18 protein-coding genes are annotated in these 19674 nt (G+C 61.8%); 6 read left to right on the top strand and 12 right to left on the bottom strand.

Annotation, left to right across the window (positions count from 1 at the left end; all coding sequences use genetic code 11):
• Nucleotides 1-122 precede the first annotated feature (122 nt).
• Nucleotides 123-968: an alpha/beta hydrolase gene (locus EAO39_RS00835; protein WP_120970541.1), complete on the top strand. Its 846-nt coding sequence runs from the start codon at nucleotides 123-125 to the stop codon at nucleotides 966-968.
• Between the two features lie 3 nt (nucleotides 969-971).
• Here the strand turns inward: EAO39_RS00835 and EAO39_RS00840 are convergent, their stop codons facing one another.
• The 3 genes from EAO39_RS00840 to EAO39_RS00850 form a co-directional block, all read right to left on the bottom strand.
• Complete coding sequence (locus tag EAO39_RS00840) at nucleotides 972-1790, bottom strand: SOS response-associated peptidase family protein (RefSeq protein ID WP_120965337.1); 819 nt, start codon at nucleotides 1788-1790, stop codon at nucleotides 972-974.
• 23 nt (nucleotides 1791-1813) lie between these two features.
• Nucleotides 1814-2554 carry a 16S rRNA (uracil(1498)-N(3))-methyltransferase gene (locus EAO39_RS00845; protein WP_120965340.1) on the bottom strand — a complete coding sequence of 247 codons (741 nt, stop codon included), beginning with the start codon at nucleotides 2552-2554 and terminating at the stop codon, nucleotides 1814-1816.
• A gap of 106 nt (nucleotides 2555-2660) precedes the next feature.
• Nucleotides 2661-3767: a phosphotransferase gene (locus EAO39_RS00850; protein WP_120965342.1), complete on the bottom strand. Its 1107-nt coding sequence runs from the start codon at nucleotides 3765-3767 to the stop codon at nucleotides 2661-2663.
• A 171-nt stretch (nucleotides 3768-3938) separates the two neighbouring features.
• On the opposite strand from EAO39_RS00850, the gene EAO39_RS00855 reads away from it, so the two are divergent.
• The 3 genes from EAO39_RS00855 (at nucleotide 3939) to rsmA (ending at nucleotide 8685) form a co-directional block, all read left to right on the top strand.
• Nucleotides 3939-6377 (top strand): LPS-assembly protein LptD, encoded by a 2439-nt coding sequence (locus EAO39_RS00855; protein ID WP_120965344.1) that lies wholly within the window; start codon nucleotides 3939-3941, stop codon nucleotides 6375-6377.
• Nucleotides 6378-6392: 15 nt separating this feature from the next.
• The gene (locus EAO39_RS00860; RefSeq protein ID WP_120965346.1) at nucleotides 6393-7811 is read left to right on the top strand and encodes a peptidylprolyl isomerase; all 1419 of its coding nucleotides are present in this window, start codon (nucleotides 6393-6395) and stop codon (nucleotides 7809-7811) included.
• Between the two features lie 106 nt (nucleotides 7812-7917).
• A complete protein-coding gene (gene rsmA, locus EAO39_RS00865) occupies nucleotides 7918-8685 on the top strand; it encodes a 16S rRNA (adenine(1518)-N(6)/adenine(1519)-N(6))-dimethyltransferase RsmA (protein WP_120970543.1) in 768 nt (255 codons plus the stop codon).
• A gap of 99 nt (nucleotides 8686-8784) precedes the next feature.
• Here the strand turns inward: rsmA and EAO39_RS00870 are convergent, their stop codons facing one another.
• From EAO39_RS00870 to EAO39_RS00890, 5 genes are all read right to left on the bottom strand, one after another.
• Nucleotides 8785-9210, bottom strand: a complete 426-nt coding sequence (locus EAO39_RS00870) for a barstar family protein (RefSeq protein ID WP_120965348.1) — start codon at nucleotides 9208-9210, stop codon at nucleotides 8785-8787.
• 125 nt (nucleotides 9211-9335) lie between these two features.
• On the bottom strand, nucleotides 9336-9755 hold the full coding sequence (locus tag EAO39_RS00875) for a ribonuclease domain-containing protein (protein WP_120965350.1): 420 nt from the start codon (nucleotides 9753-9755) through the stop codon (nucleotides 9336-9338).
• A gap of 169 nt (nucleotides 9756-9924) precedes the next feature.
• Nucleotides 9925-12234, bottom strand: a complete 2310-nt coding sequence (locus tag EAO39_RS00880) for an NADP-dependent malic enzyme (protein WP_120965352.1) — start codon at nucleotides 12232-12234, stop codon at nucleotides 9925-9927.
• Nucleotides 12235-12509: 275 nt separating this feature from the next.
• Nucleotides 12510-13883: an aspartate aminotransferase family protein gene (locus EAO39_RS00885; protein WP_120965354.1), complete on the bottom strand. Its 1374-nt coding sequence runs from the start codon at nucleotides 13881-13883 to the stop codon at nucleotides 12510-12512.
• Nucleotides 13884-14278: 395 nt separating this feature from the next.
• Nucleotides 14279-14533, bottom strand: a complete 255-nt coding sequence (locus EAO39_RS00890; RefSeq protein ID WP_120965356.1) for a DUF2061 domain-containing protein — start codon at nucleotides 14531-14533, stop codon at nucleotides 14279-14281.
• A gap of 254 nt (nucleotides 14534-14787) precedes the next feature.
• Here EAO39_RS00890 and EAO39_RS00895 point away from each other — a divergent pair, with 254 nt between their 5' ends.
• Together EAO39_RS00895 and EAO39_RS00900 are read left to right on the top strand one after the other, a co-directional pair.
• Nucleotides 14788-15285, top strand: a complete 498-nt coding sequence (locus tag EAO39_RS00895; RefSeq protein WP_240466868.1) for a GNAT family N-acetyltransferase — start codon at nucleotides 14788-14790, stop codon at nucleotides 15283-15285.
• A 17-nt stretch (nucleotides 15286-15302) separates the two neighbouring features.
• Nucleotides 15303-15863, top strand: a complete 561-nt coding sequence (locus EAO39_RS00900; protein ID WP_120965360.1) for an NUDIX hydrolase — start codon at nucleotides 15303-15305, stop codon at nucleotides 15861-15863.
• Nucleotides 15864-15924: 61 nt separating this feature from the next.
• Here the strand turns inward: EAO39_RS00900 and EAO39_RS00905 are convergent, their stop codons facing one another.
• The 4 genes from EAO39_RS00905 to EAO39_RS00920 all read right to left on the bottom strand — a co-directional run bounded on the left by EAO39_RS00905 (nucleotide 15925) and on the right by EAO39_RS00920 (nucleotide 19640).
• Nucleotides 15925-16692, bottom strand: coding sequence for a sterol desaturase family protein (locus tag EAO39_RS00905; RefSeq protein WP_240466869.1), 768 nt, complete (start codon nucleotides 16690-16692; stop codon nucleotides 15925-15927).
• Between the two features lie 72 nt (nucleotides 16693-16764).
• Nucleotides 16765-17724: a transporter substrate-binding domain-containing protein gene (locus EAO39_RS00910; RefSeq protein ID WP_120965362.1), complete on the bottom strand. Its 960-nt coding sequence runs from the start codon at nucleotides 17722-17724 to the stop codon at nucleotides 16765-16767.
• Between the two features lie 165 nt (nucleotides 17725-17889).
• Complete coding sequence (locus EAO39_RS00915) at nucleotides 17890-18696, bottom strand: tRNA-uridine aminocarboxypropyltransferase (RefSeq protein WP_120965364.1); 807 nt, start codon at nucleotides 18694-18696, stop codon at nucleotides 17890-17892.
• A gap of 155 nt (nucleotides 18697-18851) precedes the next feature.
• A complete protein-coding gene (locus EAO39_RS00920) occupies nucleotides 18852-19640 on the bottom strand; it encodes a hypothetical protein (protein ID WP_120965366.1) in 789 nt (262 codons plus the stop codon).
• Nucleotides 19641-19674 lie beyond the last annotated feature (34 nt).

Consider the following 19674-nt stretch of genomic DNA (forward strand, 5'->3'; position numbering starts at 1 on the left):
GACGCTAGGCACCCGTCCCGTCATCCTCGCAGCCTTGGGCGAACACCGCCTTCACACCGCCTGCGGACGCAGGAGAGCCAGGAAAGCCGAGCGTGACGCTGACACATCCCACACAGACTGCCATGCGCATCAGCCATATGCTGGCGCCAGACGGTACGGAGCTGGCCCTGCGCGACTGGCCGCTGCCGCCTTCGGAGCGCCCGCGCGCCACGGTACTCATCGTCCACGGCCTGGGCGAGCATTGCGGCCGCTACGACCTGCTGGCGCGCCACCTCAACGAATGGGGCTTTGCCGTGCGCAGCTATGACCAGTACGGGCACGGTCTCTCGGGCGGGCCGCGCGGCGGCCTGAGCAGCGACACGCGGCTGCTCGACGATCTGGCCGCCGTGATGGATGCCACCCGCGCCAGCCAGCTGCAACAGCTGCCGCTGGTCTTGCTGGGCCATAGTCTGGGCGGTCTGGTCGCTGCAGATTTTGTGGCCTCGGGCCTGCGCCATGTGGATGCGCTGGTGCTCTCCTCGCCGGCACTGGCTCTGCATTTGTCGGGTGCTCAGCGGCTGCTGGTCAACACCTTGCCCAAGCTGCTGCCCAAGCTGCAGATCAGCAACGGGGTGAAGTCGCAATATCTGTCACATGATCTGGCCGTGGTTCAGGCCTATGACGCCGATGGGCTGCAGCACCGGCGCATCAGCGCCAGGCTGGCGCAGTACATGGCTGAAGGCGGCCCGCGCGTGCAGGCCAGGGCCAGGGCCTGGTGCGTGCCCACCCTGCTGCTGTGGGCCGGGCAGGACAAGCTGGTGGACCCCGCCGGCAGCCAGCTGTTTGCCGAGCATGCGCCGCCTGCCGTGCTGCAGGCTGAGCGCTTTGGCGAGGCCTATCACGAGATCTTCAATGAAAGCGAGACGCTGGCCGCGCCCGTGTTCTCACGCCTAAGGCACTGGCTGGATCAGCAGTTCGCGCCCGCGTGAAGTTCACAGAAACGAGGGCGGCTGCTTGCGGCCTTTTTCCACCGGATTGGCTCTGAGCTTTTCTGCGGGATAGGGGCGCAAAAATTCCTTGGCCTTGCTGACCTTGGCTTGCAGCCAGGCGTCATAAGCACCTTCGTTGAGGATGGCAGGCATGGCCTTGTCATTGCCGTGGTGGCCGTAGCGGTTCATCAGCGCATGGGCATTGGCGTTGATGGTGATCAGCGCATAGCTGGTGATGATCTCGCCGTCCTCCCCCACCCAGCGCGCCCAGACGCCTGCGGCACCCATGGGCTGGTTATCGACGCGCGTGATGCGCGTGGGCAGTGCCTTGCCGGGACGCATATCGTCGACCTGAAACGACTGAATGGGAACAATGCAGCGCTGGCCGTTGAGCCAGGCATCGCGAAACGCCGTGCCCGTGGTCAGATTGTCGATCTTGGCGTTGACCAGCTTGAGCGCGCGCAGGCGGCCATCGGACGCGGATTTGACCCAGTGGGGCACCAGGCCGAACTGGGCGGGCACCAGCACCCGCTCCACGGTCAAAGGAGCGCTCTCCTTGGGCTTGCCTTCGGGTGCCTCTGCGGCAGCTGGCGTATCTGCCGCGGCCTCTGCAGGAACGGCGGCCAGCTCGGCAGGCAGCTTTTCAGCCACGGCAGGATCGCGACCCAGCAACACGGCCGATGCGTCGGCCGCGGCGTTGACGATGATGTAACCAAGCTTGCGCGGGGTGATGTGGCGCTCCGGCAGGGGCTCGGGCGCATCCACGCGAAAGGCCTGGCGGTACAGCTCGGCATCGTGGAGGGAAAGGTGAAAACTGCTCATAGAAATCTCAATTTATTGCCCGCTCAATCAAGAGCCAGCAAAGACAGGGCCGCAACAGAGGCGGTCTCGGCGCGCAGCACACGGCTGCCCAGGCCAGCGGGTGCCCAGCCCTGCTCCAGCGCCCAATCTTCTTCCTGTGCGGTCAACCCGCCTTCGGGGCCGTGCAGCACCCACACGGCAGACGCATCGCCGGCCGCAACGCGCAAAGGGCGGCTGCCGTCGCGCAACGACAGCAGCAAGCGGGCCGCATCGGCAGCCGGTGCATTCTTGCCCTTGAGCCAATCGGCCAGCGATTGAGGGGCATGAATGACGGGCACCTGATTGCGGCCGCATTGCTCGCAGGCCGAAACAGCAATCGCCTGCCAGCGCTCGATTTTCTTGTCGGCGCGCTCGCCTTTGAGCTTGAGCACGCTGCGCGCGGCCATCACGGGCTGAATACTGGCCACGCCCAGCTCGGTGGCTTTTTCCACCAGCCAGTCCATGCGCTCGTTGGCCGGCATGCCGACCACCAGATGCACGGCACGGGCAGCCTCGCGCTCCACGGCGCGGTGCGCCTCAATGCGCACTCCTACATCGCTGCGGCCCATATGGGTGATGACGGCTTCAAATTCGCCGCCGCTGAAGCCCTGACCCGTCTGCCCTTCAAACAGGGTGACGGTGTCGCCCGGCTGGTGGCGCAGCACCTGCACATGGCGGGCTGCGCCCGCGGGCAGATCCAGTTCGGCGCCCAGGTGCAAGGGCGTGGGGCAGTGAAAACGGGGCATGAATTTCAAAAGTGAAGCGGCTTGCGCTCGTTGATCAATGACTTCAGGCCAATTCGAAACTGAAGTTCATATTGAACAAGCGCTAGCCGCTATGGTTTTATATAGCTTACATCCGGCCGTAGGCGTAGCCCACCTGGGCCTGGATGCCTTCGATCTCATCGATCAACTTCAAGAAGGGGCCTAGCGCGCGGTAGCGGTTGCAGGTGGAGCGGATGTAGTGGATGAAGCGCGGTGCATCGGCCAGGTATTTGGGCTTGCCGTCACGCAGGGTAAGGCGCGCAAAGATACCAGCAACCTTCAAATGGCGCTGCAGACCCATCCATTCCACCCCACGGTAGAACTCGCCGAAGTCATCGCCCCAGCCGCTGGCGCTGTTGGCGCCCACGAGACCGGCCTTGCGGGCTTTTTCCCAGTAACGCACGGTGATGTCGATGATGAATTCCTCTTCCCAACTGATGAAGGCATCGCGCAGCAGGCTGGCAATGTCATACGTGATGGGACCATAGACGGCATCCTGAAAGTCCAGCACTCCCAAAGGAGCGCCTGCGGCCACCGGCTGCATCAGATTGCGCATCATGAAATCACGGTGCACATATACGCGGGGCGCCTGCAGATTGTGAGCCACGATCTGGTCAAATGTCTTGGTCAGCAAGGCCTGCTGCTTGTCATCCAGCGTGAACTGGCGATGCTGGGCGATATACCAGTCGGGAAACAGCTGCAGTTCGCGGCGCAGCAGGGCTTCGTTGTATTCAGGCAACTGGCCGACATTGCCGGCCTTGGAAGCCAGCTGCCATTCCAGTAACGCTTCTGTCGCAGCGCGATACCAAGCCTCTGCATCCTGCGGCTTTTCGGGGTTCAGCGCCTCGATCACGGTCTGGCTGCCCAGGTCGCTCAGCAGCATGAAGCCATGCTGGGCATTCCAGTCCAGGATTTGCGGCACGCACAGGCCGGCACCTGCCAGCAGGGCCTGGATTTTGACAAAGGGCGCGCAATCTTCCTTGTCCGGCGGCGCGTCCATGACGATCAGGCTTTCGCCGCCCACGCCATCAAGGCGCAGATAGCGGCGAAAGCTGGCATCGGCCGAAGCGGGACGCAGGGTTTCAGGGCGCAGCTGGTGGCTGGCGGCCAGGGGGGCCAGCCAGGCATCGAAGGCTGCATGGCGGTCTGCGTCAGCCCAGACAACGGCGGAGGTGGAGGTGATTGAAGCGGTCATGGATAATCGGATTTTACAAACCGATGCCATAGCACCTGAAGTCAGAGGTGCTAGGCTCTGTAGTTTTCCCCATCGTCTGCCTGCGCGCGCGCGCTTTTGATCACCGTGCCCTCCCCATCCAACCCGCGAGATTCTTTGCCAGCCCAGCCGCACAGCCCCCGCCGGGCCGCTATGGCACGGCCGGTCATCCGCCCCCTGGCCTGGGCCGTGGCTCTGGCCTGGTCGGGTGCGGGCATGTCGGCCTACGCGCAAGAGGCCGCGCCTTCGGCCCAGCCCCCGCAAGTCAGCCAGGTCACGAAAGCTCCAGCAGCGCCAAGCACGGCGTCCGATGGCCTGGCCCCGCTGGAGCTCAAGTCCAGCAATCTGCTGCAGGAGACCTACTCCAAAGAGGTGCAGGACCAGCAGCCCACCTACATCAAAGGCGATGCGCTCTCGGGCCAGCCCGATATCAAGGCATCCGTCACCGGCGAGGCCGAAATTCGCCGTGGCGACACCATGATCCGCGCCGAGCGCCTGGACTATGCCGTGCCCGATGACCGAGTCAACGCCGTGGGCTCCGTACACATCAACCAGGCAGGCAATGTCTATGAAGGCACTGCACTGGACCTGCAGATGGACGCCTTCAAAGGCCAGTTCGACAACGCCAACTACCGTTTTCTGGCAACCGGGGGTTATGGCGAATCCACACGCGTGGACTTTATCGACAGAGACCACGCCGTCGTCCACAACGCCACCTACACCACATGCCAGCGTGACGACGAAGCCAGCTGGACGCCGGCCTGGCAGATGAAGGCCGAAACCATAGAGATGGACATGGCCGAGGATGTAGGCGTGGCCCATAACGCGGCCCTGCAGTTCAAAGGCGTGACCATTTTGCCCGTGCCGCGCATGAGCTTTCCGCTGTCGGACAAGCGCAAGTCGGGCCTGCTGCCGCCCATGTTCGGCATGGACAAGCTGGGCGGCTTTGAACTGACCCAGCCTTATTACTGGAATATTGCCCCCAACCGCGATCTGACGGTGACCCCCACCGTGATGACCAAGCGCGGCTCCAATCTGGCCGGTCTGTTCCGCTATCTGGAACCCAGCTACTCCGGCGAAGCCTATGCCAGCTATATGCCCAAGGACAATCTGCGCGACCGTTCGCGCTGGGCGTACTCCTTGCAGCACCGCGGTACTTTCGATACCCAGCTGGGAGGACTGGGGCTGAACCTGGATCTGAACCAGGTCAGCGACAACGACTACTGGCGCGATTTCCGCTTGGCCCCGGTCAGACTGCGCCAGCGGCTGATCACAAGCACCGGCGGCCTGAGCTGGGCCAAGGGCGACGGGGTGCTGAGCCTCAATATGACGCGCTACCAGACCCTGCAAGACCCTGCGGCGCTGATTGCCCCGCCCTATAGCATGATGCCCCAGCTGCAGTACCGCTATACGCCGCTGGATCTGCCGCACGGCCTGGATTTCAGTCTGGTGGCGGACACCACGCGCTTTGAACTGCGCAACCCCCTGGCTGGCCAGCTCTTTAACAATGGCCAGCGCAGCTATTTACAGACGCAGCTGAGTCGCCCCTTTCTGTCGCCAGGAGGCTTCATCACCCCCAAGCTCATGCTGCATTCGGCTCTGTACCAGACCGACCAGTTGATGAGCAACGGCAGCAAGAACGCCAACCGCAACCTGCCCACCTTCAGCCTGGACAGCGGCTTGGTGTTCGAGCGCGACACCTCCCTGTTCGGCAGCAATCTGCTGCAGACCCTGGAGCCGCGCGCCTTCTATACCTATACACCCTACCGCGACCAGAGCATGCTGCCGCTGTATGACACGGCGCGCAACGACTTCAACTTCGCCAGCATCTTCTCGGAAAACGATTACGGCGGCCAGGATCGCATTGCAGACAACAATTTGCTGTCGCTGGGCGCAACCTCGCGCTTCATCGATCCGGACACCGGTGCCGAAAAATTCAAGCTGGCCATTGCCCAGCGCGTGCGTTTTTCCGACCAGAAGGTCGCTTTGGGCCCGGTGGCCACCAAGGGCCTGTCCGACATTCTGCTGGGTGCCAGCATCAACTGGACGGACAAATGGTCCACGGAAGCCACCACCCAGTACAACAAGGACCTGAACCGCACCGTGCGCACCACGGCCACGGCGCGATACAGCCCCAGCCCGTATAGAACTTTCAATATCGGCTACCGTACCCAACTGGATACCACGACCAAGAAGCCGACCAGCGAGTTGATCGATGTAGGCTGGCAATGGCCTATCAATGATCTCTGGGGCGATAAAGGCCGAGATCTGGGCAAGGGCCGGGGCCAGGGCGGTGGTCGCTGGTATACCGTGGGTCGCCTCAACTACAGCATCAAAGACAGACAATTGGTGGATACCGTGGTGGGCTTCGAATACGACGGTTGCTGCTGGATTGGCCGCGTGGTGCTGGAGCGCCTGCAAAGCTCGGTCGTGCAGTCCAATCTGCGCCTGCTGTTCCAGGTCGAGTTTGTGGGCTTCTCGCGCCTGAGCTTTGGTGCCGATCCCACGGCCAGCCTCAAGCGCAACGTACCCCGTTATGAATATCTGCGTGAAGCGGTCTCCCCGCCTAGCCGCTTTACCAATTACGACTGATCAAGGCTTTTTTTCATGCGTTTTTTCTCCAAGACATCGTGCGCCGCCGCTGTCGCCGTCGCCATGCTGGCCATCGGCGCTCAAGCCCAGACTATGCGTGCCCCCGGCCAGGCCAAGAAAAGCGATGCAGCGGTTTCCCGCGCCCTCGATGCCACGGCCCAGCCCGCTGCTGCGCCTTTGCGTGATGCCGGCAAAAGCGGTGTTCGCTCCGCCGACTACATCGTGGCCGTAGTGAATTCCGAGCCCATTACCAACAACGAAGTTCGCGCCCGCATGGCGCGTGTGGCGCAGAACGTGAGCGAACAAGGCGGCCAGCTGCCGCCTGATGCCATCTTGGCGCGCGAAGTGCTGGAGCGCCTGGTGGTGGAAAAAGTGCAGCTGCAGGAAGCCAAAGATTCCGGCATCAATGTCGACGACCTGACCATCAACCAGGCCATCGCCAATGTGGCCCGCCAGAACAATACCGATCATGCGGGTCTGATGGCCCGTTTGAAGTCCGAGGGCATCTCCGAAACCCAGTTCCGTAGCGAAATCCGCAACCAGATGCTGATGCAGCGCGTGAAAGAACGCGATGTGGACAATCGCGTCAAGGTCAGCGACGCTGATATCGACCGCTATCTCAAGGAACAAAAGCGCCCTGGCGATGCCCAGGCGAGCTCGGCCGTGAATCTGGGTCACATCCTGATCACCGTGCCCGAGAATGCCAGCCCCGCCGTGGTTGCCGAGCGCGAGGCCAAGGCCAGGAAGGCAGCCGAAGCTGCCACCGCCAATGCCGACTTTGCCGCCGTGGTCAAAGATTACTCGGATGTACCCAACGGCCAGGGCGGCGGCGCCATGGGCCTGCGCCCCTTGAGCGACTATCCCGAGCTGTTTGCCAAGGCAGCAGGCGCTGCGGCCACCGGCGCCGTGGTCGGCCCTATTCGCTCGGGTGCAGGCTTTCACGTGCTGAAGGTGCTGGAAAAGTCCCAGGGCGGACTGCCTGTGATGATCACGCAAAACCATGCACGCCATATTCTGCTGCTGGTGGGCGACGGCATGAATGAAGCCCAGGCCGCCAAACGCCTGGAAGACTACAAACGCCGCGTGCAAAGCGGCCAGGCCACCTTCGAGCAACTGGCTCAGGAGTTCTCCAAGGACGGCAGCGCCCGCAGCGGCGGCGATCTGGGCTGGTCCTCTCCCGGCCAATTTGTACCGGAGTTCGAACGCGTCCTGGATGCGCTGCAACCCGGCGAGATCAGCGACCCCGTGGTCTCGCGCTTTGGCGTGCACCTGATCCAGCTGGTCGAACGCCGCCAGGAAAAGCTCACCCCACGCGAGCAGCGTGAAATGGTGCGCAACGTGGTGCGCGAACGCAAGGCCGAGCAGGACTACGGTACCTGGCTCAAGGAATTGCGCGGCCGCGCCTATGTGGAATACCGCGAGGCTCCGCTGTAACAGGCAGCCCCCTAGATGACCCTGCCCTGCCGTCAATCAGCACAGCAGTGTCATGATCATCCCCATTACTTTCTAAGCGGTGCTGCGGCACCGCTTTCTCATGGCAATGAAACATATTCCCCGCAAGCGCTTTGGCCAGAACTTTCTGACCGACGGCGCCATCATTGACAGCATTGTCGACGCCATCAACCCCCAGGCGGGCGAGCCCGTGGTGGAAATCGGCCCCGGCCTGATGGCGCTGACCCAGCCCCTGGTCGAGCGCGTGGGCAAGCTCACTGTGATCGAACTCGATCGCGATCTGGCCGCACGCCTGCGCCTGCGCTCCGATCTGGATGTGGTGGAGTCGGATGTGCTCAAGGTGGACTTTCGCGCCATCGCGGCACGCCTTGGCGTGGCCAAGCTGCGCGTGGTCGGCAACCTGCCCTACAACATCTCCAGCCCCATCTTGTTTCACCTGCTGGAGCAGGTGGATGTGGTGCAGGATCAGCACTTCATGCTGCAAAAAGAGGTGATTGATCGCATGGTGGCCGATGCCGGCACGGCCGCCTATGGCCGCCTGACGGTGATGCTGCAGTGGCGCTACGCCATGGAGAGCGTGCTCTTTGTGCCGCCCGGCAGCTTCAACCCACCGCCCAAGGTCGACAGCGCCGTAGTGCGCATGATTCCGCGCCAGACCCCGGCCCAGCTCGATGCCAAGCTGCTGGAGACCATGGTGCAGGTCGCTTTCAGCCAGCGCCGCAAGATTCTGCGCAACACCCTGGGCAAATGGCTGGACGAAAAAGGCTTCAGCGGCGAATTCGATCTGCAGCGACGCGCCGAAGAAGTACCCGTGGCCGAATACGAGGCGGTAGCTGCCCAGCTATCGCAAAAATAAGAGCTGCAGGCGCTTGATACTCAAGCGTTTCAGATCTCATTCAATGCAAAACGCCCGCTAATCAAGCGGGCGTTGCTATTAATGCTGCGTGCTTACGCGCTACAGAAACGAGTAAAAGCAGCGAAAAGCCGTCTTGCGCTCGCCCCAGAACTCGGCCGTGTCGCGGAACACGTCCAGCAGCTGCTCGCGCGCCTCCTTGTCGAACTTGGGCGCCGTGGGAATCTGGTCCAGCACCACAATGAAGCCCGGCTGCTCGCCGGCCTTGTGGATGGGGTCCGTCATCACGTCATAGAGAGCATCGAAGTTCTTGCCGAAGTGCGCTGGCAGGTGGAATTGCGTGGCCAGCAGCTCCATGATGTCGGCCTTGCTCTGGGCATGAGCCAGGTTGGCATACAGAAAATGGGATCCCAGAGTCTCCGCGGCCTTTTGCAGATCGGGAATGCGATAGGCGCGAATGGACTGCACGATGTTCGGGCGAACATTGCGCAGCGGGGTTTCTGAGGCTTTACGAAGTGGCGTGTCCATCTCCGTGATTCTTTCTAAAAACATCAAAGCAGGTGGCAGATGGGGTACTGACGGCTGTTGTAAGTCAGAGGCGCGACTCGCGTCAACGTCTTCCAGCCTCTCCAGACTAGCAGCAACGGAGGGGCTCATTCGACGATCTGCTGAAAACTGTTGTAATGATCGCCGGTGTAGAAGCACGCATCGGGTCGCTGTGGCTGCTCGCCACCGCAGACTATGCGGCGTGCACCGCGATTCTTGGCCCCGGGCGTACGCACCGTGTACTCACGGTAATAGCCTCGGGATTGACGGGGAAGTATGCGCTCACGGTTACCAAAAACCGTGCCGTCCTTGTCGCTACTGAAAGGGCCGCCCTGCAGGATGCGGGCATAGGTGCTGCGGCCATCACGCGGCAAGTCGGCCAGGGCGATTGCCGCCAGGCCAGACTCCGCCGCCACGGGCTCTACAGCCTTGCGCGCCTGCGCAGCCGGGGAGGCCAACACAAAAGCAGCACCCAATACGAGTGCTAAACCGGTCTGGTACAGCTTGGCGGCAGTGGCCTTCAGCATTCAAAACACCTTTCAGAATCTCAGGGAAGGCCTGAAATTTCGACCCGTAAGTGTGACGGATAGCCCTCAAAAATGCAAGTTATGCCCAAATTTTAAGCAAAACTCCATGTGATGCCAGCCCGGCAGCCGCAAGGCTTGCCGGGCTGGCCTTGAGAGAGGCGGGTCGCTCTCAGCGACCGACGTTGGCATCCGCCACGGTCAGGGCCGTCATGTTCACAATGCGGCGCACCGTGGTGCTGGGAGTCAGCACGTGCACGGGCTTGGCCGCACCCAACAGGACCGGGCCGACCGCAATGCCGCCGCCCGCCGCCTGCTTGAGCAGGTTGTAGCTGATGTTGGCCGCATCGATATTGGGCGAGACCAGCAAGTTGGCATCACCGAGCAGCGTGCTGTTGGGCATGAGCTTGGCGCGGGCCTTGCCGTCCAGGGCCACATCGCCGTGCATTTCGCCATCCACTTCCAGCCAGGGTGCCTGCTCGCGCAGCAGTTCCAGGGTCCGGCGCATCTTGATGGCGCTGGGCTGGTTGCTGGAGCCGAAGTTGGAGTGGCTCAGCAGCGCGGCCTTGGGCTTGATACCGAAGCGCATCATTTCCTCGGCGGCCATGATGGTGATCTCGGCCAGTTGCTCGGCGGTCGGGTCGTAGTTGACGTGGGTGTCCACCAGGAAGACCTGGCGCTCGGGCAGCAGCAGACCGTTCATGCAGGCATAGGTGGTCACGCCGCTGCGGCGGCCGATGACCTGATCGATATAGTTCAGGTGCACATTGGTGTTGTTCCAGGTGCCACAGATCAGGCCATCGACCTCGCCCTTGTGCAGCAGCATGGAGCCGATCAGCGTCAGGCGGCGGCGCATCTCGATCTTGGCGATCGGAGCGGTAATGCCCTTGCGCTCCGTCATGCGGTGGTAGCTCTGCCAGAAGTCGCGGTAGCGCTCGTCATGCTCGACGTTGACCACATCGTAGTCGCGCCCTTCCTGCAGACGCAGGCCGAACTTCTCTACACGCTGGGCAATGATGCCGGGGCGACCGATCAGCGTGGGGCGGGCAATGCGCTCGTCCACCACGATTTGCGCAGCGCGCAAGATGCGCTCTTCCTCGCCTTCGGCGTAGGCAATGCGCTTCTTGGACGCCTTCTTGGCGGCCATGACGATGGGCTTCATCATGGTGCCGGAAGCGTAGACAAAGGTCTTCAGATGCTCGCGGTAGGCATCCATGTCCTCGATGGGGCGCTTGGCCACACCGGCAGCAGCCGCAGCCTCGGCCACGGCAGGCGCCACGATCAGCATCAGGCGCGGATCGAAGGGCTTGGGAATCAGGTACTCGGGGCCGAAGCTCAGCTCTTCGCCCACATAGGCGGCTGCCACTTCTTCGCTCTGCTCGGCCTGTGCCAGCGCGGCAATCGCGTGCACGCAGGCAATTTCCATCGAGGTGGTGATGGTGGTGGCACCGCAATCGAGCGCACCGCGGAAGATATAGGGGAAGCACAGGACGTTGTTGACCTGGTTCGGGTAGTCCGTGCGGCCCGTGGCGATGATGGCATCGTCGCGCACTGCCTTTACATCTTCGGGAATGATTTCAGGGTTGGGATTGGCCAGGGCGAAGATGATGGGCTTGGCCGCCATCTTCTTGACCATGTCTTGCTTGAGCACATTGCCCGCCGACAGACCCAGGAAGGCGTCGGCACCTTCAATCACTTCACCCAGGGTGCGCAGCGGAGTGTTCTGGGCAAACAGCGCCTTGTCCGGATCCATCAGCTCGGTACGGCCTTCGTAGACCACACCGGCGATATCGGTCACAAACACGTTTTCGCGCTTCAGGCCCACTTCCAGCAGCAGATTCAGGCAGGCCAGGGCAGCAGCACCTGCGCCCGAGGACACCAGCTTGATCTCCTCGATCTTCTTGCCCGCCACCTTCAGCGCGTTGACCATGGCGGCCGCCACGGTGATGGCCGTGCCGTGCTGGTCGTCGTGGAAGACGGGAATATTCATGCGCTTGCGCAGCTCGCGCTCGACGAAGAAGCACTCGGGCGCCTTGATGTCCTCAAGATTGATAGCGCCAAACGTAGGTTCCAGCGCGGCAATCACGTCCACCAGCTTTTGCGGGTCTTTTTCATCGATTTCGATGTCGAACACATCGACGCCGGCGAACTTCTTGAACAGAACGCCCTTGCCTTCCATCACCGGCTTGGAAGCCAGCGCGCCGATGTCGCCCAGACCCAACACGGCTGTGCCGTTGGAGATCACGCCGACCAGGTTGCCGCGGCTGGTGTACTTGTAGGCAGCAGCAGGGTCCTTGACGATTTCTTCACAGGGAGCGGCCACACCGGGCGAATAAGCCAAAGCCAGATCGTGCTGGTTGGCCATGGGCTTGGTCGCCATGATCGCCACCTTGCCGGGCTTGGGGAACTCGTGATATTCCAGTGCAGACTGGCGCAGCAGCGCGCGCTTATCAATCGATGTAATTGGCTTGGTGTCGGACATCAGCAGTCTCCAGCTCGCAAAGTAAGCCATCCGCAGTGAGGGCTCTCTCTGGCCTGACGGCCCAGCCCTTCTCAGCGCGCGGATGATAGGTCTCGAATCGGCCATTGTAGGCCGAGTGCTATCAAAAAAAGAGGCGTAACAGTACACCGCTGCGGGTCAAACTGCTGTGACTTGTAGGCGAAAGAAAAAGCTGCTCATTTCCACTGCGCCAGCCGGGTGCGGCGATGCTGCCCAAGGCCTTGATGATCTGGCCTGGGCAGATGGGTCAGGCGCGCTCAGTCCGTGGCCTGCAAGGCGTCGCCCAGAGCATTGACCAGACGCTCGATCTCGGCTTTTTCGCTGATGAAGGGCGGAGCCAGCTGAATCGTGTCGCCGCCATAGCGCACATAAAACCCGGCATCCCAGCACTTCATCGCAATCTCATAAGGGCGCTTGGCCGGCTCGCCGGGAAGCGGCGCAATGCTCAGCCCCGCCGCCAGCCCGATATTGCGGATGTCCAGCACATGTTTTGCCCCCTGCAAGCTGTGCACGGCCTGTTCGAAAAACGGGGCCATGGCCTTCACACGGCCCGGCCCGTCTTCCTGCTCCAGCAGCTCCAGCGCCGCCAGCCCGGCAGCGCAAGCCACGGGGTGAGCCGAATAGGTATAGCCATGGGCAAATTCCAGCATGTATTCGGGCCCTCCGGCCGCCATGAAGCTGTGATAAATCTCGCCCGTCACCACGCAGGCCCCCAGCGGCTGGGTTCCGTTGGTTACCTGCTTGGCGATGTTCAGGATGTCGGGCGTCACGCCAAAGGCCTCGGCCGCCGTCATGGCACCGACACGGCCAAAGCCGGTGATGACTTCGTCAAAAATCAGCAAGATGCCGTGCTGGGTGCAAATCTCGCGCAGCCGCTGCAGATAGCCGGCCGGCGGTATCACCACACCGCCCGAGCCCGACATGGGCTCGACGATGACCGCGGCGATATTGCTGGCGTCATGCAGGGCGATGATGTCCAGCAGCCGGTCGGCCAGCGCGCGGCCGTCGCTGTGGGCTATGGTTTGCGGCATGCCTTTGCAAAACGAGCCGGGCGGAGGCTGGGTATGGGGCAGGTGATCGGCCTCCACGCCCTGACCGAAGGACTTGCGGTTGCCCGACATGCCGCCCACGGAAATGCCGCCGAAATTCACGCCGTGATAGCCTTTTTCGCGACCTATCAAACGGGTTTTGCTGCCCTGCCCTTTGGCCCGCCAGTAGGCACGTGCCATCTTCAGCGAGGTGTCCGCCGCTTCCGAGCCCGAGCCGGTAAAAAACACATGCGACAACCCCTCAGGCATCAGGCTCTTGATCTTGTTGGCCAACGCAAACGCCGCCGGGTGGCCGAACTGGAAGGCCGGTGCGTAATCGAGCTGCAGCGCGGCCTTGCCCACGGCCTCGGCAATCTCGCGCCGACCATGACCCAGGCCGGAACACCACAGACCCGAGAGTCCGTCGAAAATCCTGCGCCCGTCGGCATCGGTGAAATATGCCCCCTGCGCGCCGGTGATCATGCGCGGGTTGGCCTTGAAGTTGCGGTTGCCGGTGAAGGGCATCCAGTGGGCTTCCAGCCACTGCGCATCCCGGCGCACTTCGGTATGGGAGGTCTCGGGTCGGGCGTCGGCAAACGGCATGGAAACTCCTGGGCTCAACAAGCGCCCCATGTTGCCCTGCCAACCCGGTTTGCGAAATAGCCGCAAACCCATGGCTGCTGCCTGTCACGACCCCCTTTCACCTATAAATTCTTAGTTATCCACAGATAAAACCAAACAACAAACAAAACACCAACAATCAAATAACAGGACTGTTAACAACATTTGATGAACATCTTCTTTTCAAAGAAGAATCAACAGAAATTCATCACAAGATAAGAAAATATATTCAACAGGTTTTTAAAAAGCTTTTACTCATATTTATCAACATAAATTACACAGCATGTATCAGCTGCCGTGGCCGCCGCAGTCGGCCCATGCGGCCAGGGTCTGCAACAGCCACGGACCAAAGTGTTCAAAGCGCATCACCGCCTCCTTCAAGCCGCGCCGGCCGCCAGTTGGCCTTCGTTTTTATCGCGTTTTTTCAGACCGCGATCCCAGGCTTTCTCGTGAAAGAAAAACGCCACCGCCTGAACCGTAGGTTCCAGCAGACTCAGTGTCAGCGATGCCCACAGATTGCCGGTGACGGCATAGGCCACGCAGGCGGCCACCACCACGTGAATGCAGTAATAGCTGCCCGTCTTGGCCAGCGTGGTCTGGTGGGTGCGCAAGGTGTTGGTCAATCGTGTCATGGAGGCCCTTTCTGATAGCAGTTTCCTTGATGGTAGGTGGACGCTATATATTTCTCCAATTGAGAATCATTACCATCGCGATAGTCAACAAAGCCGCAGCGCCCGGCTTTGCCGCGCAAGCTTGCTAAGCTGGGGCAGAGAAATACAAGGCAAACAAGCCTTCGGCGCTTATCCCAAAAGCGTGACCAGCTATCCATCTTGAAAATCAAATGTCGGCAAGCCACAAGTCATCCAAGCCGCCAGCAGCTCTGTCCATGCGCCCTCTTATTGCTGCAGATATCGACGCCGTGATGCGCATACAACGGCAGTGCTATGGCGAGCATTTTGCGGAGCCGCGCGCCGTGTTCTTGCGCCGCCTGCAAACGGCTTGGCACTGCTCCTGGGCTGCCGTGCGCGGCGATGAGGTGATTGCCTATCTGGCAGCCTACTGGTCGCGTCCCGGGGCCATCACGCCGCTGAACGGCGACTTTGCCGAGTACCAAGACGCCAGCGTGCTCTATCTGCATGACATGGCCGTCTCGCCCACCGCAGCAGGCCAGGGCGCGGCAGGGCGGCTATTGGCGGCCGTGTATCAGCAGGCCCGGCAACGCAACATCAGGCAGGCGGCCCTGGTGTCAGTTCAGGGCTCACAGGCTTATTGGGAACGTCAAGGCTTTCGCGCCACACAGGTGACAGATGCGGCACAGCAACAACATCTGGCCACCTACGGAGAGGGTGCGCTGTACATGGTAGGAAATATCCTACATCTCTGACAGACGAGATTGGGATAATGCCCGCCATGCCCAATCGCTGGAAACCCAATGTCACTGTGTCGGCCATCATCGAGCGCGATGGCCGCTTTTTAATGGTGGAAGAAAACACGGCGGATGGACTGCGTCTGAACACGCCTGCCGGTCACCTGGACCCCGCTGAAACCCCAATCGAAGCCTGCGTGCGCGAGGTGATGGAGGAGACCGCATACAGCTTCACGCCCCAGTCGCTGGTCGGCATCTACATGAACCGTTTCGTGCGCACGCGTACCGGTGCCGACATCACCTATATGCGCTTTGCCTTTACCGGCCTGCTGGGCCAGCACCATGCCGAACGTCTGCTCGATGACGGCATTGTGCGCAGCGTCTGGCTGACGCTGGACGAGCTCAAGGCCAGCGCCCATCTGCACCGCAGCCCCATCGTGCTGCAGTCGATTGGCGACTATCTGGCAGGCCAGCGCTTTGATATCAGCCTGATCCAGGCAGACCCCAGCATCTACAGCGCCCCGGCACCCACACAGCCCGTGCCAGGCAATGCACCGGCCACGCTGGACGAGGTTCTCGCCCACGATCCCGCCTGAAGCAAAACCGGCTGCAGCGCTTGATGTTCAAGCGCCAGCAGCTATGTTTTCAGGAAAACACTCAGTCTGCTGGCTTGCGGCCTGCGGTGCAGGCCGGCGGGCTTTTGTGCACGTCACGCCACAGCAGCATTTCGGCCAGGCGCTCTGATTTTTCATCATCAAAACCCAGGTGCTGCGAGCGCTCTGCGGGATTGGTCCAGGTGCCAAACAAGATGTCCCACAGCGGCAGGCCGTAGTTTTGCGCATGGTGGCCGTACTGGTGATGCACGGTATGCATTTCGGGCCGCTGCAACACATAGCCCAGCCAGCGCGGCGTGCGCATATCGGCATGGGTGAACAGATCAAATCCTGCCGTCAGCGCCAGCGCCACCGCGGCTGCCGCAGGGCTGGCCCCCAGCACCCAGTAGCTCGATAGCGTGCTCAGCATCACGGCAGCGGCCGAGTCCATGGGATGGGCATAAAACGCGGTCAGCGCTTCGACCCGGCGTGCGCTGTGGTGCAGCTGATGGAAGCTGCGCCACAAAAAGTCAGAGGCATGGGTGGCCCTGTGCCACCAGTAAAAGACAAAGCTGGTCAGGAAAAAACTCAGAAAACCCACCAGCAGCGGATTCCAGCGCGCGCCCACCTCCAGCAGGGCATGGGCACGTATGCGGTCTTCCAGAAAATAGCCCAGCGCCAGCGCGCTGAGCATGGTCAACGCTCCCAGTCCCGCGCTATAGATCAGCCAGCGCCGGTTGCAGAGATTGCGCGATGCAGGCGCGATCACCTCGCGTGTGAACACGGCGACAAACATCAGCGCAATCAGCGGATAGACCAGATACTCCAGCACGGTGGCAACTCCCTCGCATTTCAGCGACCCAAACGTTGCCAGCCAGTCTATCTGCTGTGCCCGCGCAGCGGTTTAGCGGGGTATCACGAACTCTTCCAGCGGCGTGTCATTGGGCGCGGCCAGCTGCTTCTTCAGGGTCTCGCCCATGGGCAGGTTCAGGTTCACGTTCTTGGGCGCAATCGGCTGCATAAACCACTTGGCATAGAGCTTGTGCATCTCGCCCGAACGGATCAGCTGCAGGATGGCGCCATCCACGGCCTTCTTGATCTGCGGATCGTCCTTGCTGAACTGAATCGCAATCGGCTCGGCACCAATCACCTCGCCCACGATCTTGTAGTCCTTGGGGTTCTTGCTCTGGCTGATGACGCCGGCCAGCAGGTTGTCGTCCAGCACAAAGGCATCGACGCGGCCTGACTCCAGCAGCATGAAACTCTCGAAGTGATCCTTGCTCATCAGCGTCTTGAATTTCAGCTCATTCTCGCCCGCGTACTTGCGCAGAATCTGCACAGCCGTCGTGCCCGTGGTGGCAGCCACATTCCGGCCTTGCAGCTGCTTGAAGGAGGTGATGGGCGAATCCGCGCGCACCGCCATCCGCACCTCGCTCACATAAGTGGTCAGGCCGAAAGCCACCTGCTTTTGGCGGTTGAGGTTGTTGGTCATGCTGGCGCAGTTGAAATCCGCCGTGCCGTTGTGGATCAGCGGCATGGTGTTCTGCGCCGTCAGCACCATGGGCTTGATCTGGGCCTTGGGCGCAATCGCCTGCACCACGCGCTCGCACAACTCCATGTGATAGCCGACAAACTTCTCGTTGGCCCCCAGAGCATAGACCATGGGCGAAGCCGCCTCGCGCACGCCCAGCACCACCGTGCCGCCGGCCTGCCAGCGCTGCAGCGTGGGCGACTGGCTTACATCCACTGTCGTATCGATGTTGGCACCAATCGGCTCGGCCTTGCCCGGCTTGCCTGCTGCCAGGGCCGAAGCCGCGCAAACCAGGGCCGCAGCCAAACCAACCCATTTCAAGGACTTGCTCATCACCCACTCCAAAAAACAAAAGCGCCGAGACCCATGGCCATCGGCGCTGATTCACCAACCCAATCCGGCAAAGCTCTCCCCTGGCACAGCACGGGAGGTCGATGACTTGATTGTCGTTGCTGGCTTATCGCTTTGAGTGGAATGCTTATGCCTGCCCTTGCGGTTTCACGAGGTCCAGCCCATCAACTCGCACAGGCGCTGATGGGCAGCGCTTTGCGCATCGGCAGGCTGCTGGTTCTTGGCCTGCAGATAGCGCTCGGTAAACACGCCCAGATAGCTCTCCAGCACCTGGCCTGCACGCACATCGGCCGCATCGCCCACCAGCTCCAGACACAGCGCCGCCACCTCGCTGGTGCAAAAGTGATCGTCGCGCGTGGAGCGGCGCAGCCGGTAGCCGGAGACCTGATCGGGGTGCAGGCTCAGCACCGGATAGCCGTCCAGGTACGGGCTTTTGCGGAACATCTTGCGCGCCTCGTGCCAGGTGGCATCAAGCAAGATGAACAAGGGCCGCTTGCCCGGCTGCAGCACCGCCGTCTCGCCGTCCAGTGCCTGCACGGAGCGCCCTTCTTCGTGCACAAACTCGCGCGGGAAAACCACATAGGGCTGCCACTGCGGGTCGGCCAGCAAAGCCTCGAGTTGCGGGTCGATTTCCGTGCGTGCCCAGCCAAAGGCAAACGTGTCCTGCACCACATCGGCAATCAGCCAGCCGGTGTTGCTGGGTTTCAGGGGTTCGGCGTCGTGCATTAGCACGCACATGCCGGCCCGCGTTGCCTGCTGCGGGCGCAGCGCGCACATGCAGTGCGAGGGGCGCAGGCGGCAGCCTTCGCAGCGCTCGCCACGCGGGCCGCCACGGGCCAGAAACGGCCGCGTACTGCGTGCCAGTCTTGCGGTGCGCAGACGCGAAACTGCATGCGGCTCCACCTCAGACTCAACCGCTTGCAAATGGCTCAGAGGAGGCTGCGGAACAAGCATTTCAGCAGAAGGCAAAGGCGTGGAAGCGGACGGCAAGAAAGCGGACACAAGGCGTACCAACAGATTCAGTCACAAGGGCGGCCATTGTGCGCGCGTTCGCAAGCCTGTTCATTCGCCTGCAGCTTTGCGGCTACGGCACAGCCAGTGCCGCCGGCCTAGCTGCACTCGCCCGGAGGAAAGCCCAGATCGCGGCCAAAGGTGAAGGCCGTGGGCTTGACCGCCGCCAGACCCGTGGCGATGACGGAGCGGAAACGCTGGGGATCGCAGTTGAAGCGCGTGTCCAGCACATAGTCCTCGGACTCGGCCTTGATCATGGCATCGCGCCATTGGCTGGTCGCATTCAGCACCGGGCCCGACACCATGGGGGCCTGCACCATGAACTCCATCAAATGCATGGCACGCGAGCCTTCCGCATGCAGGTACACCACGGGGTCTGCGGCATTGCCGCACAGGCTCAGGCAATCGGCGTAGTAGCCGCCGCCCAGCATCTGCTCGTATTTGCCAAAAGTCAGCTCATTGAGCGTGATGGGCGGCTCGCCCGCAAAGCCACCAAGCAGCGGGGCCAGCGAGAGGTTGCAGCTCGGTGCAATCGCCACTTCCACGCCATTGACCACCTTGTCGGCATCGTCGGTGAGCAGCGTGACTTCGCAGCCATCGCTGCGGAATTGATGGCGGTGAAATTCGGAGCGCATGGCCGGGCCCGCGATTTTTTCCACATAGGCCAGGTTCATGCCAACCGTCTCCAGGCTGAACAGCTGATCAATGACGCGCTTGTCTCCCGGCGCAGCGGCTGGCGTTGCAGCGGTGTTAGCGGGCTCTGGCGCCGCTGCAACTGGCGGCTGGGCCGCAGGCGCTGCCGCATCCTTGGAGTCGGTGCAGCCGGCCAGCAGGGCCGCCGCAGTCACCACGCCCATCAGCAGCGGCTTGATTCTTCTATTTCGCATTCCCGTCTCTCGTCTTTTGCAATGATCCGAAATA

The sequence above is a fragment of the Comamonas sp. lk genome (assembly GCF_900564145.1).
Taxonomy (GTDB): Bacteria; Pseudomonadota; Gammaproteobacteria; order Burkholderiales; family Burkholderiaceae_C; genus Comamonas.